Annotated in this window: 13 protein-coding genes; 5 read left to right on the forward strand and 8 right to left on the reverse strand. The window is 41.4% G+C overall.

Annotation, left to right across the window (positions count from 1 at the left end):
• Positions 1–24: 24 nt before the first annotated feature.
• The 5 genes from BVC89_RS17180 to speD all read right to left on the reverse strand — a co-directional run bounded on the left by BVC89_RS17180 (position 25) and on the right by speD (position 5,583).
• A complete protein-coding gene (locus tag BVC89_RS17180) occupies positions 25–1,746 on the reverse strand; it encodes a polyamine aminopropyltransferase (RefSeq protein ID WP_086932371.1) in 1,722 nt (573 codons plus the stop codon).
• Positions 1,747–1,755: 9 nt separating this feature from the next.
• Positions 1,756–2,631 carry a DUF350 domain-containing protein gene (locus BVC89_RS17185; protein WP_086932372.1) on the reverse strand — a complete coding sequence of 292 codons (876 nt, stop codon included), beginning with the start codon at positions 2,629–2,631 and terminating at the stop codon, positions 1,756–1,758.
• Between the two features lie 16 nt (positions 2,632–2,647).
• Positions 2,648–3,694: a hypothetical protein gene (locus tag BVC89_RS17190; RefSeq protein WP_086932373.1), complete on the reverse strand. Its 1,047-nt coding sequence runs from the start codon at positions 3,692–3,694 to the stop codon at positions 2,648–2,650.
• Between the two features lie 78 nt (positions 3,695–3,772).
• Complete coding sequence (locus BVC89_RS17195) at positions 3,773–4,783, reverse strand: hypothetical protein (protein WP_086932374.1); 1,011 nt, start codon at positions 4,781–4,783, stop codon at positions 3,773–3,775.
• Between the two features lie 23 nt (positions 4,784–4,806).
• Positions 4,807–5,583, reverse strand: a complete 777-nt coding sequence (gene speD, locus BVC89_RS17200; protein ID WP_086932375.1) for an adenosylmethionine decarboxylase — start codon at positions 5,581–5,583, stop codon at positions 4,807–4,809.
• A gap of 269 nt (positions 5,584–5,852) precedes the next feature.
• On the opposite strand from speD, the gene BVC89_RS17205 reads away from it, so the two are divergent.
• Positions 5,853–6,149: a DUF6471 domain-containing protein gene (locus BVC89_RS17205; RefSeq protein WP_086932376.1), complete on the forward strand. Its 297-nt coding sequence runs from the start codon at positions 5,853–5,855 to the stop codon at positions 6,147–6,149.
• Positions 6,150–6,155: 6 nt separating this feature from the next.
• On the opposite strand, the gene BVC89_RS17210 is transcribed toward BVC89_RS17205, so the two are convergent.
• A complete protein-coding gene (locus BVC89_RS17210; RefSeq protein WP_086932377.1) occupies positions 6,156–10,241 on the reverse strand; it encodes an EAL domain-containing protein in 4,086 nt (1,361 codons plus the stop codon).
• Between the two features lie 748 nt (positions 10,242–10,989).
• Complete coding sequence (locus tag BVC89_RS17215) at positions 10,990–11,820, reverse strand: FHA domain-containing protein (protein WP_158658001.1); 831 nt, start codon at positions 11,818–11,820, stop codon at positions 10,990–10,992.
• Between the two features lie 176 nt (positions 11,821–11,996).
• On the opposite strand from BVC89_RS17215, the gene BVC89_RS17220 reads away from it, so the two are divergent.
• The 3 genes from BVC89_RS17220 to BVC89_RS17230 all read left to right on the forward strand — a co-directional run bounded on the left by BVC89_RS17220 (position 11,997) and on the right by BVC89_RS17230 (position 17,724).
• A complete protein-coding gene (locus tag BVC89_RS17220; RefSeq protein WP_086932379.1) occupies positions 11,997–13,283 on the forward strand; it encodes a metal-dependent hydrolase family protein in 1,287 nt (428 codons plus the stop codon).
• 1,002 nt (positions 13,284–14,285) lie between these two features.
• Positions 14,286–16,274 carry a DUF1800 family protein gene (locus BVC89_RS17225; protein ID WP_086932380.1) on the forward strand — a complete coding sequence of 663 codons (1,989 nt, stop codon included), beginning with the start codon at positions 14,286–14,288 and terminating at the stop codon, positions 16,272–16,274.
• 19 nt (positions 16,275–16,293) lie between these two features.
• Entirely contained in the window at positions 16,294–17,724 is a 1,431-nt protein-coding gene (locus tag BVC89_RS17230) for a DUF1501 domain-containing protein (RefSeq protein WP_086932381.1), read from the forward strand.
• A 78-nt stretch (positions 17,725–17,802) separates the two neighbouring features.
• Here the strand turns inward: BVC89_RS17230 and BVC89_RS17235 are convergent, their stop codons facing one another.
• Positions 17,803–18,810, reverse strand: coding sequence for a LysR family transcriptional regulator (locus BVC89_RS17235; RefSeq protein WP_086932382.1), 1,008 nt, complete (start codon positions 18,808–18,810; stop codon positions 17,803–17,805).
• A gap of 26 nt (positions 18,811–18,836) precedes the next feature.
• On the opposite strand from BVC89_RS17235, the gene BVC89_RS17240 reads away from it, so the two are divergent.
• On the forward strand, positions 18,837–20,987 hold the full coding sequence (locus BVC89_RS17240; RefSeq protein WP_086932383.1) for an amidohydrolase family protein: 2,151 nt from the start codon (positions 18,837–18,839) through the stop codon (positions 20,985–20,987).
• Positions 20,988–21,069: the final 82 nt, after the last annotated feature.

Raw genomic sequence — 21,069 nt, forward strand, 5'->3', positions numbered from 1 at the left:
ATATATTGCTTGTCGTTGAAAATATCAACCTTCATTTGCATTAAATACCCCGCCTTCTTGCTGCCATGCATCGCGGTAGTATTGATAAATATGGTGACTGCCCAGCTCATTAGCCTTCACATCGTCTGAAGACAGGTAATAGCTAGGAGCAAACACGAAGGCAGCCAGCAACTGGTCTTTAGAAATCCAATGATGTTGCACAGGTAACACATCAGCCTGCATGATTCGCCGGGAAGCACGCCGGCCATGCTTTACCCCAATCGTCCAACCCCACTCGCCAAAAGTAGGCACATTGGTATGATATTGCTCAGTGATAAAACCCGACTTTTGCATGGTTTTACCTACGGATACAAAAGCCTTTTTCGAGTGATAAGGGGAACCTGACTGCACTCCAATCGCACCATCACCAGAGAGCAATTCACCCAATTTTGCATAAAAATAATCACTGTAAAGATTATTCAAATCTGGGTGATTGGGATCGGGCAAGTCCACGATAATGGTGTCAAATACTTGCCTCTTGGAAATGAGACTTTCTACTTTTAGTAAAGCGTCTCCCAACACAAGGGTGACCCGAGGATCGAGAAAAGCACGCTGGTTTAGTTCCAACAGATATTGAGACAGGTCCGCAGGCGCGTTCTTATCCTGTCCAGAGAATAGCGTAATTATGGCGGGATCAAGATCGATCAACGTGACCTGCTTTGGATTCCATTGCAGCACATCACGCAGGGCTAAGCCATCGCCACCACCAATAATAAGCACGCGATCAGTTTTAGCTGAGGCAAGCAATGCAGGATAGGTAAGCATGGAGTGGTACACCTGTTCATCACTGCTGGAAAACTGTAAACGGCCATTAATAAATAAGCTGGTAACTTTGGGTAAACCCTGGCCAAAAACTCGCTGAGTTATCGTCAATTGTTGAAAAGGCGTCGACAAAGAGTAAGCCACCTTATCTTGAAACAACATATTGTTTAACGACTGCAGCCAGCTCTGCCCCGTTAAGCCTAAAATAATCAGTACAATTGCCAGAGCGCCATGACATACCCACAGCAGAGGAACACCACGAATGTCGTCTTGATAACGCCAGAGAAAAAATGCGCCGGCAGATAAATTAATTGTGGCAGTACCAATGGCAGCCACCATAATTGGCAGTTTCAGGCAGACTAAAATCCATAAGGCTGCACCTACGCCTGCACCGATATAATCGGCACCATAAATAGTTCCTACATTGTGCTCAAGATAAGTGCCATGAATTTTTTGACGAATTCGGGCAATTAACGGGATTTCCATTCCGATCATAAAGCCTAAAATAAAACCACAAAGAAAAGGAGCGGCTTGGGCAATAATATTAAAAGCGCTGACAGCACCGCCGTGAATTAAAATTGCCGGATCTAGGCCGTATATTTGTTGCAAGCTCGTAGGAAGAACATAGGCGGCAGAAAAAATAAACGCCATGATCAATACTGCAAGAGCGCCAAGTAAACCAATAGATACTTCAAGTACGGCAAGCCCAGTAAATGCACAGCGCACAAACTTAGCGTAAAAAGAACCTACTCCCATAGACACGATCATAACTCCGATCATGGCAAACAAAGTGGTTTCAATAGCGCCTAAAATTCGCCCCGCATAATGAGACAGTAAATATTCATAAATAAGGCCACAAGCAGCCAACACACCCATCAGAAGTATTAAGCTTATATCGTGGATGCGCAGCTGAGCGCGATTAGCCTGCATACTTGCCTGTTGCATAGAAAATATTTACGCCAACAAAGATAGTAGGATAAGGGCAATACTAATAAATAATCCTGCCTCAATAAAAGCAATGCCGATATTTCCCTGACTATCCACTTCTTCAACAACATTAACACCATAGAGAACCGTTGGCAGAACGATGCGATAAATACCCCACACGACAATTACCAAGCCTAAAGAATAAAGCAGCAGAGATGCCATTGAAGTCATCCATAATAGTGGGAGAAAGGCCACCATGTTAGAAGCCGCCTTTACTGTAATTGCAGCAGCGATAATCTGACCTGCAAAACGAATAGCTAGCGCAGCATTGTTCCCTTCTATAGCCGTTTGCCAAGACGAGCCATTATGGCGACGTTTATACACCGACATACGAATAAACGTCACCAGTGAAATCACCACTTGCGATACTAACCAAATCATGACAACAAAACCTAGCCCCTGCCAAGAATCTGTTTCGACCCATTTAATTGCAGCAGAAGTAATAATACCCTGGGCAACTAAATTTGATCCATTAACAACACCCACTGCCATATTTTTTTGACGCAACTGTTCGCCAACAGAGAAGCCCCTCATTAATAGGTTGTCATTAATCAACATGCCAAGTTTAAGTAGCACAACACCAACCAAGGCGTAAGATAAAACATTAATAGCCTCCTCTGCCAAAGACCCAGCAATATCACCTGACACGGCAGCAGCTAACATAAAACACAGGGCCAGTAAGCCACCAGCGACAGAAACGCCAAAAGCATAGTTATCTTTATCGGCTAACTCTTCATTTGAAGACACACCGGCGATTTTAGCTTGCACATGGCGGTAACAAAATAGCACGGCAATAACAATCACTAAGTTAATCGCCAGCGCTGAGATGTAAAATGCATTCATATTGATAATCTCCGAATTATTTTCCACGACTGCTATAGCTGCGCGATGAGTTGGAACTGCCGCGAGAGCCGAAAGATGAACGTTGAGAGCTACTTTTGTAGCGAGATAGACCTGACGAGCTACTGCCACTTGCCAGCCGATTAGACGAACTTAAAGACGAAGAAAAACGATTGGACTTACGCCTTACTTCATTTATTTTATTTTGTGAGCCATGAACTTTTGAATAGGCAGCTCCAGTACTACGTCGTTTACTATAGGGGCCGGAAAAGCGCTCACCTTTAGCTTCAAATCGTTTTTGTGTGCGAGTCTGGGTTAATGTAGATTGCAGTTTTTGACTAGGAGAGCTGTAATAGCTGCGACCATAATCATGGAAATAACTATAGTCTCGACGACGCGACCAGTTACTGTAATACACCGGACCCGACAATAAATCAGATAAAAGACGGTACTGACCATAAAACGCCCAGAAAGAAGTACCATTACTGTTTTGTTGCCAATAACCATAGTTTGGGTTACCCACTAAAGTTGAGGCAGAGCCATAATGGGTGGCCCCATTAGAAGACTCTGTATCCTTCCTTGAACCGGCATTAATCCGTGCTAAGGCACCACCAGACATATCGGCCAATACATTCAATGGATCGGCAAGAGCGGCGTTGAACTCTTGAGGATCAGCAGCGAAAGCGATGGATTCAAATTCTTCACCGAGTCTAAGGCGTTCTTCCTCGGTTTTTTTGAGAATAGACTTACCCTCCTCCACAGCAGCTTGGTAACGCATGACCAATCCTTGATATAGCGCCCCCTTGGAGCTTGCTTCGCTTTCCATCGTACTCGCAATGGGCGCGAGGTCAGGCGATTTCGACTTAATATACGCCGCATATTGCTTAATTAATTTACCATTCGAAAGCCGACCAGCGTTAAGATGTTTTTCCAGTAGAGATAATCGCTTGTCCACTTCCTGCTCTGTTTGCGCCAAGCGAGCCAGCACCTCATCATCATTAGATGAGCAGCCCGTCATAACCACAAAAAGCAACAGTAGGGACATAAGCGATAAACGAGACACCATATGCGTATTCCTATGTTGTTATATTATTCTAAATATTACTTTTAACTTCTTAGCGCCTTAACACAAGTCACGCAAGCCTTAGTCACCACCACCACAGCTAGAACAACTTGAGCAACTAGAGGAAGAACTCGAACCACTATCGCCACCTGAGAAAAAATCACCAATCCAAGAAGAGCTGCTGTCACTATCGGAGTCGTTCCCAGACGTACTAGATGATTCAATCCCATCGGAGTACCGATCAAAAGACAAGGCAAGTGTCGCTCCAGATTCATCATTCAATTCAAATGAACTAAAATCACTATTAGATGCGTAATCGCACATAGTAAAGAACCAAGACCATAAGTAATCTGTGCAATCGTCTAAACAATAATAATCGTGATGTAAAGATGATGCTTGGCTGCGTCGTCGAGGGCTATTGCAATTCCTGGAATGAGGCACCATCATCTTAGCACGAGTTATTTGCTCAAGAGTTTTTTCTAGGTGAGCGATGGAAGACATTTGTACATTGAGTTTTTCTACAAACCCTTTGAAAGACTTAAGATATTTTTTTCTTTTTTCTGCCAACAATTTTGAATTTGCGATAACTTTTTGCAATCGATCTTGTAATTTTTCATCTGTCTCACCCAACGCTCGCTTAAATTCGTTTATCACAGCAGAGACCGTCACATGCACGGGAGACTCCCCGACCTTAACACGACGCTTAATAGAGATTTCAATAAGAAACCTTAGGCCTTCGTAATCATGTGTTAACACTAGCATAAAGGATTTGTATAATTTCGCGCTATCACCTTGCATTTGCACGGCAAAGCTCTGAATAGCTTCTGACAGATCTTTTGGCCCATTCTGTTTTTCACAATAAATATCAGTGCTATCGGCAGAGAGCTTTACTAGATGGTCGATGTCAATCTCTCTTAGTTTGACATTAACAGATTGTAATATGGACAGCATAACCTCTGTCTGCAAACGCTCTGTTGGCGTCAGACCACCGGTAACAAGGGAATAAATTTTTTTAAATACTTTTGAGGGCCTCTCTAAAGTATCTTTAATATTAGGCGCAGGCTTTAAGTCAAAATTAGATTCAAAATACATACACTACTTTCCTTTTTAATAGTTTAGTTATCTAATGCTGTTTTACACATGGAGCAGGCGGCACTGACATCTTTATGGCTTCCCCAAAAAGCGGGATTAGGATCACCAAAAAGCGTGGCATAAATATCCAAAGTTGTTCGGTATTGTCCTCGCTCCTGTATTTGATCATCAGAAGGCACATGGTGGATAAAACGTCCTGCGAGTTTGTCACATAACCAAGCGTAGTCCTTGGTAAAAATAATGAGTTCATGCCAAATGTCATCAACCCTCACCGAAGGGGTTTGAACACCGGAAAAGCTAGTGGTGATGTACAAAAATCTCAGAGTTTCAGTAATACCTGCTTTGGCATCATCGTCACTGGTCACTAGTTTTTTATCGAGCAGGCGCTTTACTATTAAAGGATTGCGTTCACACAGATCCAGAGTCAATGTCGCTAGTTTGTCAAGAGCAAATCTCGGTCGATGAGCACCTCGCTTAAAATCGCTGACTGTAAATGAGGAATGCGGGTGGGCACTTTTTAAAACATCGACAGCTTTATATGGATCACAACGTCCACATACAAAAATGTCAAACGCAGCATAATCTGATTCAGGCCAAGTGTGCACTGTCATATGGGATTCACCAAGCACTACAACACCGGTACTGCCTTGAGCTTGGCCAAAGGGATGAAAATAACTAAATAAAAGGGTCGCACCAGTACTGGCTGCCGCTTTTTTGGTCAGCGCTTCTAGTTCACTTGAACCGAGTGACGCGACATCCCCCGTCGCTTCGATAATAAGATGCTTTCCAACAACAGCCACAAGTCGCCCTAATTTATCACTTCTTTTTTATAATTATATCTAGCTATGGTTATATCTAGGCTCAAAGCTAGATCCAAAAAGCTTTTAATACATACAGTAAATAATAAAATTTTAGTAGAAATGGTGTAATCCCTTATTCCATAAATGGCATATTATGGCAATATGCCTCTAATATGTGTGCAAGTCAAGCAATACTTGCTAGTATAGCTCTCTTCATTATTTTTAATCTTCGTCATATGCAAAATTTCTTGCGAGGAAACTAACACGCCATGACAGATTCTTCCATACTAAAATATTTCCACTCGCAAGAATGGGCCTATGCTTTGTCTGAATACCTCCGCACACAGCGTAAACTTAGATGTTTAAGATACAAGGATATATGTCAAGGTTTACACAATCAGTTTAATATAAAGATCAGTGAACGAAATCTCGCTCAACGTTTTAATTCCGGGCGCCTGGGGGCACAGCTATTCGTCTGCAGTTTACTTGTTATGGAAATAGAAGACGTGGCAATAAAAGAAATAAAAGACTTGTATCAAAAAGCAGTCTGTGATCGAAACGGATAGCCAGCCCTACTTAAATTTATCTCGCAATCGCGGCTGCATATTTTTTTGCGCCAGCTGGTATCTTTTAAGAAAACTGTCTTTTTGATCCGAGCATCCATCATCTAGCTCATCGATAGGTACACACAAAAGCTTAGTTGCTTCTTCGCTCATCAATGGCTTGGCAATGTAATACCCTTGAGCAAAGTCGCATCCGTACTCCATCACCGCATCAAGTTGGGTCTTACTTTCAATACCTTCAGCAGTGACTTTTTTACGTAAACTCTGCCCAAGAGAAATAGTCGCTTTAACAATTTTTAAAGCATCATAATTAATGCGATTGCCTGCCGTGTTATCGATAGCATCAATAAATTTTCGGTCAATTTTAATGTGTTGTACCGGGATCTCTCTTAAATAAGCCAATGATGAATACCCTGTGCCAAAGTCATCAATTGCCAGATCAATTTTGCGTTCACGCAAAGTATCTAAGAAATAACTAATTGTTTCATTATTTTCCATGAGCACTGTTTCGGTAAGCTCCAGATTTAAAAAGTTTGCATCTAGACCACTGCTGGTAATTGCACTGTCAATAATATCCAAAAAGGTTAAATTTTTCAGTTGTTTAGAAGATAAATTTACAGATATTGTCGGACGACAGGCAATATCCATATCGTGCCATATTTTCGCTTGTCGACACGCTTCATACAAAACCCATTCACCTATTGGCCAAATTAAACCCGTCTCTTCGGCAATAGGGATAAATTCGTAGGGAGAGATATCGCCTCTGGTAGGATGTCGCCATCTAAGTAGCGCTTCAAATCCATTTATCACTCCACTTCTCAAGTCTAAGATAGGCTGATACATAAGGTAAAAGTGATTATTTTCCAACGCTTCGTGCAAACCAGCTTCTAGTTGGGCTAATTCGAGCGTTACCTTACGCATTTCTTGGTCGAAAACTTTATATGTGCCCCTGTCTGCTTCTTTCGCTCGATACATTGCTATATCTGCATCGCGCAAGACACTGGGCACTAGACTGTAACTAGCATCGCAAATCAACACGCCTATACTGACATTAAAGTAAATGATGTTACCGTCAATATCAAAAGGCTTTGCAAAAGCTTGAATAATATGTGTGGCCAGAGACTCCAATTCATCACTCGCTTTTACATGCTCAGCAATTACAGTGAATTCGTCACCGCCTAGCCTTGCTACATGCTGATATTCATTGAGTAAATTTGATAATCTTATGGCCGAGGCTATAAGCAGCTGGTCACCAATAATGTGACCATGTGTGTCATTGATCTGTTTAAAACGATCTCCGTCCAAAAACATTAGACCAAAAACCAGGTCATGGTTATTTTGACATTTGTGGATTAACGACTCTATCTTTTGAATCAACCACTGTCTGTTTGGCAAACCTGTAAGAGAGTCATGAAAGGCCATATGAAAAAGCTTAGATTCAGCTACTTTACGTTCATTAACTTCAACTTGTAACTCTCTTGTCCTACTTTCTACACGCTGCTCAAGTTCAGAATTAAGTAAAGCTAAGGAGTCGCTAGTGCTCTTTAGCTCACTAGCATATTGCTCAAGCTGTAAGGTTTTGTCCTTAACTTTTCTGGCTAGCTCTTTTTCCCTATAAATATTAAACGATAATCGCCAACGCATTATCAAATAAATTAAAGCAAAAAATAAGCACGCAAAAATTATCATCGCCCACCAGGTTTGCCACCATGGAGGCAATATGACAAAAGAAAATGAGGCGCCCCCCTCATCCCAAACATCCCGTCCGTTTGCGCCGAACACTTCGAAAGTATAATTGCCTGGTTTTAAATTAGTATAACGTGCAACATTCTCATGAGCGCTGGTTTCCGTAAAAGCTGTCTGCCAGCCAATGAGCCTGTATTTAAATTTATTCTTATCAGGAAAAATAAAGTTAAGAATTAAAAATTTAAACTCAAGACTGTTAGAGCTATAGGGAATTTCCATACCATCAATGAATGAATATTCATGCTTGAGGGTATTTTTGTCAAAAGAAAGGTCATCGGTGGCAATATAGCTAATATTGCTGATAATTGTTGTAGGTTCATAATGGCTTTTGGGGATATCATCTGGGTTAACAATAGAAACACCACCAACAGATGGGATAAACAAGTCACCACCGGCCTCAAAAAACTCACCAAACTCACTGGATTTGTTACTCACCAAGCCGTCTTGCTCGCTATACTTTTCAAAGCTCTCATTGTCCGGTTCAAAAATGGAGACACCATTGTTAGTAGCAATCCAAACCCGTTTTTTTTGATCCACGTGAAAGTAAAATGTATCTCTACCGGAGAGACCATCTTCAACGGTGTAATATTTTTTTGTGTGTGAGCTGGGATTGTAAATATAAAAGCCATTGCTTGAACCAATATAAAACTCTTCGTCACTATGAATATATAAAGACCTGAAAAAGTGTTTTTCTGATGCAATATGTAATGAAAACTCTTTGGTAGCGGGGTCAAATACCTCTAGCCCCGCACGGCCCAAAACCCATACCTTTTCGTCGTTAATAGCAATATCTGTAATTTCTGTATTGGTAATTTTCCTCTCGTCTTGTGACGCTAAGTAGCTATCAAATAATTCCGTACCTCTATCTAAATATTGTATGCCATGATACCAGATAGCTATCCATACACCACCGTTCATATCCGGTTCGATGTGAAAGATATTATTGCCCGCTAAAGATTGATCACTGCTCATATCCGGGTCATGATAATAGTTTTTAATCTCCATCGTGTCTGGATTTATTCGAGACACGCCACCGGCCCACATTCCCGCCCAGATAAACCCTTTTTCATCTTCAGCGATAGTAATCACTGAATTTGAAGGTAGGGAGTGAGGGTTTTTATTATCATGCTTTATTGTGTAAAAGTTTCCGGTTTTATAATTAAAGACATTAATACCCCCACCATCTGTCGCAATCCATATATCGCCATTCTTTCGGACGATGGCATTAAAAGAGTGTTTAAAATAGTTGTTCACAGGAACCGTTATTCGATCACGAAGCTTTGAAAATTTCTCTAAATAAGGCGTGATACGAACCATCCCTTTTTTATTCATGGATAGCCAAAGAGAGCCATTAGAATCTTCATAGATATCTTCAACTGTGGCAAAAGGTATTTTATTTTTGTCTTCTGCTGATGACCTTGCGCAGAGGAAATTATCTTTTTTGTAACGATATAGACATAGGCCTTCCTTCTCTAAACCTACCCATAAATTACCGCGAGAATCGATCAGTGTCGTTGTAACAAAGCGAATTGGCAAAGAGTTTTCATCGTCACCTTCAGTGTAGATATGCACCGCAAAATTTTTGGTATGAATCTTTATTAAGCCTTCAGGTGTAGGAACCCACAACGCTTCTCTGTCTATATCTATTGAAATATCTCTTGTATAGTGGGTGGAGAACACTTTATCGATAGGTGTATCGATTTTAACTAGCTTGCGGGAAATCGTATCGAATTTAAATACACCCTCAGTAGAAGACATCCACAAGGCTTTTTGTTTATGATCATAAGCCATACTTGTAACAAATTGCGGAGCATTAGGTAATAAGGTATGTATGTCTGATAGGATAACCTGCTCACTTTCCTTATCGTATTTGATAAAGCCAAATCCTTTGCCACCTAACCATAATGCACCATTATGATCATCTACAGCAGCATAAATATAGCGAGAGTTGGTAACGTTTTTAGATATAAAACTTTTGGTTTCGTAACTATATTTATGCAAATTATGATTGGTGTACCATAGCTGACCATCATTATCTTTATATAAAAATTGCTCCTCGTAATCACCCAACATTGCATAATTTGGAACATCGACACTCTCAAGCTCATAACCGTCGTAACGTAATAATTGCCTATCCCCCCCCCGTATCCAGAGATAGCCTTGCGCTCCTTCAACTATTTGTCGAGTAAAAAGAATATCATCCTCAGATAAAAACGGAGGAGAGAAAGCACGAAAATGGGATATCGAGGATATTTCTTCAGCATTTATAGCTGTTGAGACAGTTGCCGATACAAACCTTGAAAAGAGTAATATTAAAAAAGCAGAAAATACAATATTTTTATTAGGCATTTGAAATATTTTCGCTATTTTAACAATCTTATCTCACACATAAGACTTTCTTTACTTTTGTTTCTATATTGTTATACGAAGAAAATAACATTGTCATATCATTTAAATAGTAAGCAAAGAAAGTAAACCAAAATACCTCTGTATCTTAGAGGCCAATCCCTTTAAATATAGCTTATAAGCGTCTAATTGCTGGTTAATTCTCGTCGCATCATGCAATTTCACCCATGCTTTTATGGGGAAATAGTTAGGGTATTAGAGTTTTTTTTAAGCGGGCAATACATGAATTTGATCTCTTAAATTTGTGTTATTTAGCAAACATGAGAGTAAATTATGATGACGGTAATTTTACCACGGAGAAATGTGAAAAAAAGAGCTTAAAAATCAAACACAACACTCAAAAAAGTCTGTCATATAAAGAGATAAAAAGGTAGTAACAACTAACATATAGCAAAACTGAATGCCGCCCTATTTAACTATTCCAAAAAACACATTGTCGCGAAAAAAAACAAACTATACACTGTCTTTCATGGCTTATAGCCTAGTGGCGGTATCCCAAATAGGCATGCCGCCACGCCCAAAAAATACTATCAGGCGTCTAGCATAGTAAGGTTTAGGTTAGGAGCGTTTAGGTTAGTAGGACTTTGGTTAGGAAAACAGGAGTTTAGAAGAACAAGAATTAGGAGAACAAGAGTTAAGAAAACCTAGGTTATAATAAGACCTAGGTTATAGGAACTTAGATAACAAAATACTAAATAAAGCGTATAAATATTTCTGCACTGGCCACACTTATCTTCATTTCATCCTGCAACTTTATCGTCTTAAGTTTTTTACCCTGTACAGAAATACCGTTGGTGGAATCGCTATCTTCAAAATGCCACCCGGCTTCACCATAAGTGAGAGTCGCGTGATGCATAGAAATACAGGGATGCTGAAATATCACATCACAGCCATCACCCCGTCCAAACGTCCAACTAGAACGTCCTCCTTCTTGATACACCAAACTTTTAATAACAGGAGGGTTATCATCGGAAAATAGAATAAGCAAAACACCAATATGACCTTTATATTTAGATCTGACTTTTTCTATATAGCTATTTATCGCTTGCTTTTTACGGTCGTCAAGTTTGCCAATCTCACTGATAAAATTGCTACCGTCCTGATTCCACCCTCTAGGAAGAGAATACTGATGAATCAAACTAGTAGAGTCTTCATGATCTTCATCATCATCTTCGATAACCAGTGCGCTGACATTCTCATCAGAGCCTAAAGACTTAACGAGAACTGTAGCATCAGGTTGGCTCTGCGATTGAATACTAAATGCCTCATCACCAACTTTTACAACATCTCCTACATTCAATAGGGCCGAGCTACCAATACGTTGATTATTGACAAACGTGCCATTGGTCGAGTGTAAATCTTCAACTAACACCGCTTCATCTTTCTGTACAATTCGCGCGTGTTCCCGTGAAGGATAACCCTCGCTCACACAAATATCACATGATTCACTGCGCCCAATTAACAGTGATACTTCACTGAGTATAAATTCTTTGTTATCTGCAATTCTTTTTAATTTAAACATCCCTTCCATCCTTCATGGTGATCTAGTGATTAGGCCAGCATATATAATTTGCCGCACATATATCGTATATTAATATCTAATGAGGAAATGAGATTCCATTCCGTTTTTAATAGAATCTATTTAAAATTAAGTACATACAGCAGGACACAGATAATAAATCGACTGGGAGCTTTACAGTGAAACATTATTGCACTCTTTTTTTTCTATTTTTTGCTTTTTGTGTGGGCGCGCATGCACAAGATACCTATATTTACGCAGGTAAAGTGATCGATGGTAAAAGCCGCCAAGCATTAGGCGAATCCACCATCGTTATCAAGCAAGATAAGATAGACAATATCATTGAGGGCTATGTCAAAGCCACATCTAGCGCCCGCATTATTGACCTTAAAAACTATACTGTTATGCCGGGCTTGATGGATATGCACACCCACCTCACATCTGAGTTTGGCAAAAATACCTATGCCGAGCGTTTCACACAAAATGAAGCAGATTATGCCTTAAAAGGTGTGGTATACGCACAACGCACTCTCGATGCGGGTTTTACCACCGTGCGAGATCTCGGCGATTCTTACAATGTTTCTGTTGCATTACGCAAAGCTATTAACGCCGGGCTTATCACAGGGCCACGTATTTATACTGCTGCCAAGAGCATAGCGACTACCGGAGGCCATGCAGATCCCACCAACGGCTTTCGCAGAGACCTAATGCATGCACCACAGCCTGAGCATGGAGTGATCAATGGTATCGCCGATGCCAGAGAAGCGGTTCGGCAGCGCTATAAGGATGGAGCAGATCTTATCAAGATTACTGCCACCGGCGGTGTACTCAGTGTCGCCAAAAGTGGTCAAAACCCTCAGTTTATGGAAGATGAGGTTAAGGCCATTGTAGATACAGCAAAAGACTATGGATTTACTGTTGCTGTACATGCCCACGGTGCCGAAGGCATGAAACGAGCGATCAAAGCCGGCGTAAGTTCTATTGAACACGGAACGTACATGGACGATGAGACCATCAAACTAATGAAAAAATATGGTACCTACTATGTGCCCACAATTATGGCCGGAGATTGGGTGGCTGAAAAAGCTAAAATAAATGGTTTCTTCCCTGAGATTGTTCGCCCTAAAGCGGCGAAAATCGGACCTCTTATTCAAGCGACCTTCGCTAAGGCTTATAAAGCCGGTGTCAAAATCGCCTTCGGAACAGACTCAGGCGTTTCCGCTCATGGTGACAATGCGCGGGAATTCGAACTTATGGTTGAGGCTGGCATGCCGCCCATGGAAGCGATCCAAGCGGCAACTCTGGAAGCATCGAAGCTGCTCAATATTAGCGACCAACTAGGTAGCATTGAAGAAGGTAAAATTGCTGACCTCGTGGCCGTTGCAGGAGATCCATTGGAAGATATTTCATTGATGAAAGATGTCAGCTTTGTTATGAAAGCGGGAACCGTATACAAACAAAAATAAATATAAAAAGAGAAAATCAATCTAGGGGCTATGTAGTCAAGGACTACAGATCCTAACTACATAATCCCTAACTACATAATCCTTAACTACATAGCCCCTAGCTAAATAAACCCTAGATTTAAATCCAATAGATAATCTCTCAAAAAGATTTGCTTTTTCCTACGACAGGGTTAACTAAAAATAAATTTGTCTTAGGGATTATTCATTCTGCTAGCAGTGGCAATCTAGTACTCACAAATCTGACTGGTCGTTAGTATCTATTCACAGGCATTAATGAGCAGATAGTAGCCGACTTTACTGTTGAGTGGCTTATTCAACATTTACAGAGTAAAGATGGAGGAAGGGACTAAAAATAAAAAGCAAGCATAAACATTATTTTTTAATCACGACTCATTAACAACATATCTTACTCAGCAATAAAAAATAAACTTTTCACTACTTACCTAGCACTATATAAACTCATATTTGGCCTTGCCAATTCCACACAACACATCCTTAATTTAATCTTCTAAAACCTTATAAACATTGTTTGTATCCTGTAAACAAATGAGATGTATCTCACTGTATACAGAATTGTTACAAACACTATATCTTTATTTACTTCAGTTTCAATTAGAATAAGTTTCCATAAAATACTTATATTAATTTAAAACATCTTAAAAATATCTAAACGATCGATTTGGGGTTTCAGCTCCTTAGTATTTAAGGTTTTCTAATTCGGTTAATAAGCATATTAAATGCTCATTGTTTTATACGTTTATAACTTTTGTCGGAGCTTTTGAGCTTTCTTAAATTAAGCTCAACAAAGGTGAACATAAACTATATATATACATATTTTTAGGAGCACGCGGTTAATAAGATTCATAGCGACATACATAGACATAGTAGTTAAACGATATAAATATGATCAATGTAATAACTGTACAATTTTTCAAAGCAACTGAAAAACATTATTTAATGTGCGCTTGCTTTTAAATCAATACGTTAAGAGTGACTAATCAAATGAGTTTTTTTCTATCAAAAGTGCGCGAAAATTCCATTGAAATAGTATGCGCAAAGTTTGGCTGTGTTATTAAAAAAACTAGCTTGATGTGCTGCGTTCTTACTATAGCCGCATGTGGTGGATCACAAGAAGCTTCGGAAGGTGGCTCAAGTTTATTTAGTCCGCCCTTGCCCGCCCCGACATCTCCAGCAACGCCATCTCCGGGTACAGGTGCGCCGGCGAACCCTCAACCTTCGGCCACACCGCAATCGACACCTGCGCCACCACCTTCACCCGCGCCATCGTCTTCACCAATACCATCGCCCTCGGCCACCCCGATACCAAGAGATTTGAATATTATTGGCTCTAATGCAGACGCCGCACGCTTTTTAGCTTTTGCTGCATTTGGTGGATCACAGGAAGAAATACAGCAGCTGGTTGGCCGAGATGCCGCCGATTGGTTGCGAGAGGAAATGGATAAACCTGCGACTTTATTGTCTCCTATCATTGTTTCTCATCGAGCTAATGGCGGCAATTTCTTTGCGCCCTACACACGCTTTATGAACACGCAATTAATCCGCACGCTGTTTGAAAACGATGATCAACTGCGCACCAGAATGACCTTAGCTCTGTCTCAGATATTAGTAGTGGGCAATGAAACTATCACCAACAACTTTGCGCCATTACGCGGTTTACAATATGTAGATGTCCTGACTGCAAATGCCTTTGGTAATTACCGCAAACTCATCGAGGATGTCACATTCTCTCCGGCCATGGCTGAATGGTTAAGTTATATCAATAACGACCGTGGCGACCCAGCTTCAGGCAGAATGCCCGATGAAAACTATGCCCGTGAACTGTTGCAGCTTTTCACAATAGGTTTGGTCGAGCTTAATACCGATGGTACAGCCGTCACGCGCGCCAATGGACAAAATATTGAACTCTATAACAATCAAGATATTGTTAATCTCGCACGAGTATTTACAGGTTTTTCTTACCAGGGAAGAAGGTTCGGTGCTAACGCTACCGCATCCAATCGAGGTCTCCCTCTTGAAATATATGACAGTAACCATTCGTCGTTAGAAAAGAATTTCCTCAATGTACGCATACCAGCCAATACGTCAGGGCTCGACTCCCTCAACATGGCATTGGACGGTATTTTCGCACACCCGAATGTCGGGCCGTTTATCTGTCGCCAGCTGATTCAGCGCTTTACTGCCAGCAACCCTGCCCCAGACTATGTCAGACGAGTCGTTAGCGCCTTTGATGACGGACGCTATACATCAGCCAATGGCACTCGATTTGGCAACGGGCAACGTGGTGACCTTGAGGCCACATTAGCCGCGATATTGCTCGACCAGAGTATTTTTAGCGACCCTAGCAGCCAGACTGTTTCAAGCGGCAAAATACAAGAACCCCTATTGAGTTTTGCTCGCTGGGTGCGCACTTTTAAAGTCGCTAATCTCGATCAGGCTGTGCGTATATATCGTCTCTTTAATACCGGCGATGTGGGCAGTTTACAGATGCGTTATTTTGGCTCGCCATCAGTCTTCAATTTTTATCGCCCAGGTTATGTCGCACCTCAATCTCAATCTGGAGGACGCAGTTTGACTGCACCAGAATTTCAAATATTCGATACCACTTTTTTCTTTGGCTACGCTAACTTTATGACAGATTTTGTCTATGAAGACTTATCGATCATTAGAGACTGCCCTCCAGATAGTCGCTTCAACGGCGTCAACCCTTGTGTGCCTAACGGGCCTGCTTTTAATCCTGACTATAGCCGGGAAATTGCTTTGGCTAATGACCCTCTCGCTCTAGTGGATCATCTCGATACCCTACTTACGGGTGACCGGATGTTATCTCAAACACGCAGCGCCATTGTCGAAGCGGTAGAAAGTATCGACCTAAATCTTGGCAGTAGTTCCGAAGCTCGACAACGTGAGCAGCGGGCTAAAACTGCAATATTTATGGCCATCTCCAGCCCCTCATTCATCGTGGTTCAATAGTTCTAAGAGGTAAAATACAATGACGATAAGTCGTAGAAAGTTTATTAAAGGAATGGGGGCTTGTGCCCTTACCACGGGTTTGTTCAACAGTGTTATAAGCCGCCCTACTATCGCAGCCACAGCCAGTGGTGACTATCGCGCCCTGGTATGTCTTTTTTTCCTAGGGGGGCTCGATAATAATGACACCATTATCCATCGAGACGAGGCGTCCTATAATCGCTTAGCCAATGCTCGAAAAGGTATTTTTCGTGCTTATGGTGTAGGGGATAGCTCCGGTAATTCGTCACGAGAAAGACGAAACCTACTGCCCATAGAACCCATCAACACTGGGGCTTTAGCCGGTCGACAATATGGTCTGCCCAGAGAATTAGCGCCCCTACATGAGATGTTTAATAATGAAGAATTAGCCATTGTTGGCAGTGTTGGCCCGCTTATGAGCTCCAACACTAATCGCACCACTTTTGCCAATGGCAGTGTTGCGATACCTCCACGATTATTTTCCCACAATGACCAGCAGAACTATTGGCAAGGACTCGCTGTTGAAGGCGCGACTATGGGTTGGGGAGGACGATTTATCGATGAGTTGCTCGCCTCCCCTACCACTATCGATCCTCGCTATGCCGCCATTATTACCTCTAGTACCAGCTTGTTTTTAAATGGCTCTAGAGTCAATCCGTTCCGTGTTACACCCAATGGTCCTCTGCCACTGGACATCGTCAATAGCGGCGTCATTCGCGGTGGTTCTGAAACACGAGACACTCGTGAACTTGTCAGACGATTTTTGGAGCGTCGAGATTTTGGTGCTAACAACCTATACCAACAAGATTTAACTGGTTTTAGAGCACAAGCGATCGAAAATGCTAACATAGCCTCAGCCGCTTATGCTGCTGCACCGGATATTCGAACCCAATTTCCAAGAACAGGAATAGGTCAGCAATTGCGTGGAGTAGCCAACGCAATACAAGCTCGTGGTGGTTTGGGCGTGGAAAGACAAATGTTTTTCTCGGCACGTGGTGGCTTCGATACACATGCATCTCAAGCAGACCAGGTACCTAATTTACAAAGTGAGATCGCCGAAGCTATAAAAGCATTCCGCGATGCCATGGTTGAAATTGGTATGTGGGATAAAGTTACTTTATTTACTGCGTCAGATTTTGGTCGCAGCATGGTTGAAAACGGAGACGGCACCGATCATGGTTGGGGGAGTCACCATTTTGTTGCCGGTGGTTCAGTGCGTGGCAAGCGAATATTTGGCAGTCTCCCTTCTGCGGATATTAGCAGCCAAGAATATACCGAATCGCGAGGCCGTTTAATTCCTAAAGTTTCCATAGAAGAATATGGCGCAACTTTTGGCCGCTGGCTGGGGTTAAATGATACACAAGTTAACGGTGTATTACCCAACTTACAGAGTCTCTCTGGAGGTAGGAACCTCGATATGCTGAGGTCTTAGGAATACCGAAACGAATATAAGTAGAGCTTGTAATTGTTTATTACAAGCTCTACGTTTGACTTATTTACAAATAGCACATTAAAAAACTTCACTAAACATTGTAAAAAACCATTGTGTTATTGAACTATCCTGAGTATCCAAATTTTTTAATAAGGTTATATCTACATATTTAATCACTGGTAGATGTTCTACATGAAAAGCGCTTACATCCTCAGATAACGTAGCAATATGCTCAGGAACAATTGCCCAACCGACACCTTTTGAAACAAATGAACTTATCCCATAATAATTATCTACGTACCAATAGTTGTTTGAAATAACTTCTGCTGAGGAATAATTCATGTTGTCTAGAATTACGAGCTGCCGATACTTCTTAAGCGCATTAATATTATCCCAACACGAAGTAAGTGGATGGTCTTTACAAATAATTAGGCGCTGCTCAAATCTAGAAATTGTCCTTCGCTCTATATTTGGCGGTAATATATTAAGTCCGAAAGAAAGTCCAACATCCGCTTCATGTTGATCGATCCAATGACTAATATCTCCTAATGAGCCTGTCTTGATACTGAGCCTCGCATTGGGATACGCTTGCGCAAACTCACTAAATACCTGCTCACATTTATCTGTTGGTAGGGCTTCATCTAAAGCAACCACGAAAGATATTTGTTGGCGTGTAGCATGCAAAGCTGCGTTGTTTTGAAACGTATTGCACCTATCAAGAATTTTTATGGCTTCTTTGTACAGCTGATCCCCCGCTGACGTCAGTACCGGTTTATAAGCCTCTCGAGAGAAGAGACTTACACCTAAATCTGTTTCTAAATCGGATATTGCTGTGCTCACTTTTGACTGAGAACATCGCAATAGCCTTGCGGCAGCAGAAAACGACCCCGCCTGCGCACAATTGACAAAAATATTTAGTTGGTCAAGCGTCCAATTCATCTCGGTAGCTAGGTAATGTGTGAGTCTAACTCTATCATGATTTGCGATAGAGTTTAATTTGTTAGCCTTACCATCTTTTGAAATAATTTTCTCGAATTCCCCAAAAAGCGCGCTCATGACAGCGAATCGAGCTTGCTTGCTGAACATACACACACTTAACTCTGAGGTCTTCGATGAAAAAGCTATTATTGTCGTCAATATGCACTATGGCGCTATCAGCAAATAGTTATGTAGCGGCTCAGGACACCTACATACACAAAGAATCTAATGACGCAATTTACATCAACGGAAATATATATACCGGAGATATTAGCCGTCCATTTGCCCAAGCCGTGGTGATCAAAGACGGTAAGTTTATCTATGTAGGAGATAGAGATGTGGCAGTTACTTTTATGGCCCACTCGCCCATTAAAATAATAGATCTTAAAAATCAAACCGTTGTCCCAGGATTCTATGACAGCCATATTCACCCTATCCAAGCAGGTGAGCAAGAATTATTTCAGTGTACTCTTTCACCCCAAATGAATACCGAGGCAGTCATCAATAGGGTTGAAGAATGCGCACAAGATCTTGGTGAAGATGAGTGGATCTATGGCTCTGGATGGGGGCCGGCGCTACTAGAAGACAAACCAAATAAAGAAGCCCTCGATAGGGTATCAGGTGGCAGGCCCGTTGTGCTGGTAGACTTTAGTTTCCATACAGTGTGGGCCAATAGCAGAGCCATGGAAGTGGTAGGCTTTAATAGTGAAACAATCGAACAGCTAAGTCAGTATGTACAGCTTGATCCAGATACCAAACAACCCAGTGGCATTTTCTACGAAGTAGCTGCTTTTAGATTTTTAGATGCAGTGCCAGCAGAGAGCGATGAAAAGTTAAAACAAGCCGCAAGTTGGTCTCTAGAACAACTTAATCGCAATGGTTTTATCGGTATCAAAGATTCTCGGGTGGGTATAAATAATTACAACGCTTGGAAGTCTCTCGATGATGCCGGTGAGCTTAGTGCCTATGTGGGCCTTTCATGGATATGGGATCCCAACAATTTTAACAGTTTTAAAGAAGCAAAAACGCATTTTAAAAAGATGGTAAAACCAGGCACAGCTAATATTAAATCGAATTTTGCAAAAATATTTTTAGACGGCATACCCTCTTCAAAAACAGCAGCTCTTGTGGAACCATATGAACCCAGAGAGCACGGTGAACATGGCCACCTATCGCTAGAAAAAGACATGTATATTGATTCGTTAGTATGGCTGGACAAACAAGGTTATACCGTACAAACACATGCTGCGGGAGATCGAGCAGTAAGAGTTGTGCTTGACGCCGTCGATCTTGCGCAACAGCAAAACGGTTATTTAGGACTGCGACACGAAGTCGCCCACGCATGTATTGTTAATCCAAACGATATAGAACGTTTTAATAAATTAGGTGTAGTCCCTAACTTCTCCCCTGTTTTTTGGTATCCCAATTCAACAACCGACGGATTTAATGATTTAATTGGAGAACATCGCACCAAACAATTTTGTTTAATTAAGACACTGATGGATACCAAGCCTACCAGTGGCTCTGATTGGCCTGTATCAAGAGAAATTAATCCATGGTTTGCTATCGAAGCGATGATGACTAGACAAAACCCCGATGGATCCAGACCAGGTCAATACCTCGGTAAAGAACAAGCCATCACTTTAGAGGAAGCCATCGCAATCTACACAAAAAATGGGGCTGCGGCGCTTCGTATAGAAGATGTTAGTGGCTCAATAGAAGTGGGGAAAAACGCCGATATGGTCATTCTCAATCAAAATGTCTTTGAAATTCCACCAGCAGAGCTTAGTAACACAAAAGCCGTAAAGACGATATTTAAAGGAAAGGTTGTTTTTGATTCGACAACAAAGGATGAAATACCATCTCCCAATAAATGGTGTAAAGAAGATCTCAAAGGTAGTCTTAATACAATATTGCAATATGATTTAACAACACCAAGAGGCTTAGTTCGAGCATATGTTGATGGCACCTACCGCGCTGACACCTGCTTACTTTCACAGCTTTTCCATAGCTCTGCAATCGTTGCTGGAGACCTTCCGGGAAATCAGATTTTTTCTAACGCAGAACCTTTTTTAAATGATATTGCCTCTAATCCCTCAATGGAATCACAAGGCATTGAATACAAGCATAGAATCAAGAATGTTCGAATGAAAGGCTCAGTAGCCAATGTCACTCTAAAAGAGCTTAATTTTTTCGGCCAAGGTGATGTAGTCAATTACCTAGGCTTAGTAAAAGTTGACGGCAAGTGGTTCATCGCCTCAAAACTATTTAGTTTTTATTTATAAAGATTCTACAAAGTTAGAGCTAGCTGTTTGCCGTAAATAACCTTAGCTATTTAGCCGAGTAGCTAAGGTTATATTAGGTGGT

The organism is Agarilytica rhodophyticola (assembly GCF_002157225.2).
GTDB lineage: Bacteria > Pseudomonadota > Gammaproteobacteria > Pseudomonadales > Cellvibrionaceae > Agarilytica > Agarilytica rhodophyticola.

Excerpts from the sequence above, each read along its gene's own strand:
- BVC89_RS17180 (WP_086932371.1), bottom strand. The coding sequence starts at position 1,746 with ATGCAACAGGCAAGTATGCAGGCTAATCGCGCTCAGCTGCGCATCCAC.
- BVC89_RS17185 (WP_086932372.1), bottom strand. The coding sequence starts at position 2,631 with ATGAATGCATTTTACATCTCAGCGCTGGCGATTAACTTAGTGATTGTT.
- BVC89_RS17190 (WP_086932373.1), bottom strand. The coding sequence starts at position 3,694 with ATGGTGTCTCGTTTATCGCTTATGTCCCTACTGTTGCTTTTTGTGGTT.
- BVC89_RS17195 (WP_086932374.1), bottom strand. The coding sequence starts at position 4,783 with ATGTATTTTGAATCTAATTTTGACTTAAAGCCTGCGCCTAATATTAAA.
- BVC89_RS17205 (WP_086932376.1), top strand. The coding sequence starts at position 5,853 with ATGACAGATTCTTCCATACTAAAATATTTCCACTCGCAAGAATGGGCC.
- BVC89_RS17210 (WP_086932377.1), bottom strand. The coding sequence starts at position 10,241 with ATGCCTAATAAAAATATTGTATTTTCTGCTTTTTTAATATTACTCTTT.
- BVC89_RS17215 (WP_158658001.1), bottom strand. The coding sequence starts at position 11,820 with ATGTTTAAATTAAAAAGAATTGCAGATAACAAAGAATTTATACTCAGT.
- BVC89_RS17225 (WP_086932380.1), top strand. The coding sequence starts at position 14,286 with ATGAGTTTTTTTCTATCAAAAGTGCGCGAAAATTCCATTGAAATAGTA.
- BVC89_RS17230 (WP_086932381.1), top strand. The coding sequence starts at position 16,294 with ATGACGATAAGTCGTAGAAAGTTTATTAAAGGAATGGGGGCTTGTGCC.
- BVC89_RS17235 (WP_086932382.1), bottom strand. The coding sequence starts at position 18,810 with ATGTTCAGCAAGCAAGCTCGATTCGCTGTCATGAGCGCGCTTTTTGGG.
- BVC89_RS17240 (WP_086932383.1), top strand. The coding sequence starts at position 18,837 with ATGAAAAAGCTATTATTGTCGTCAATATGCACTATGGCGCTATCAGCA.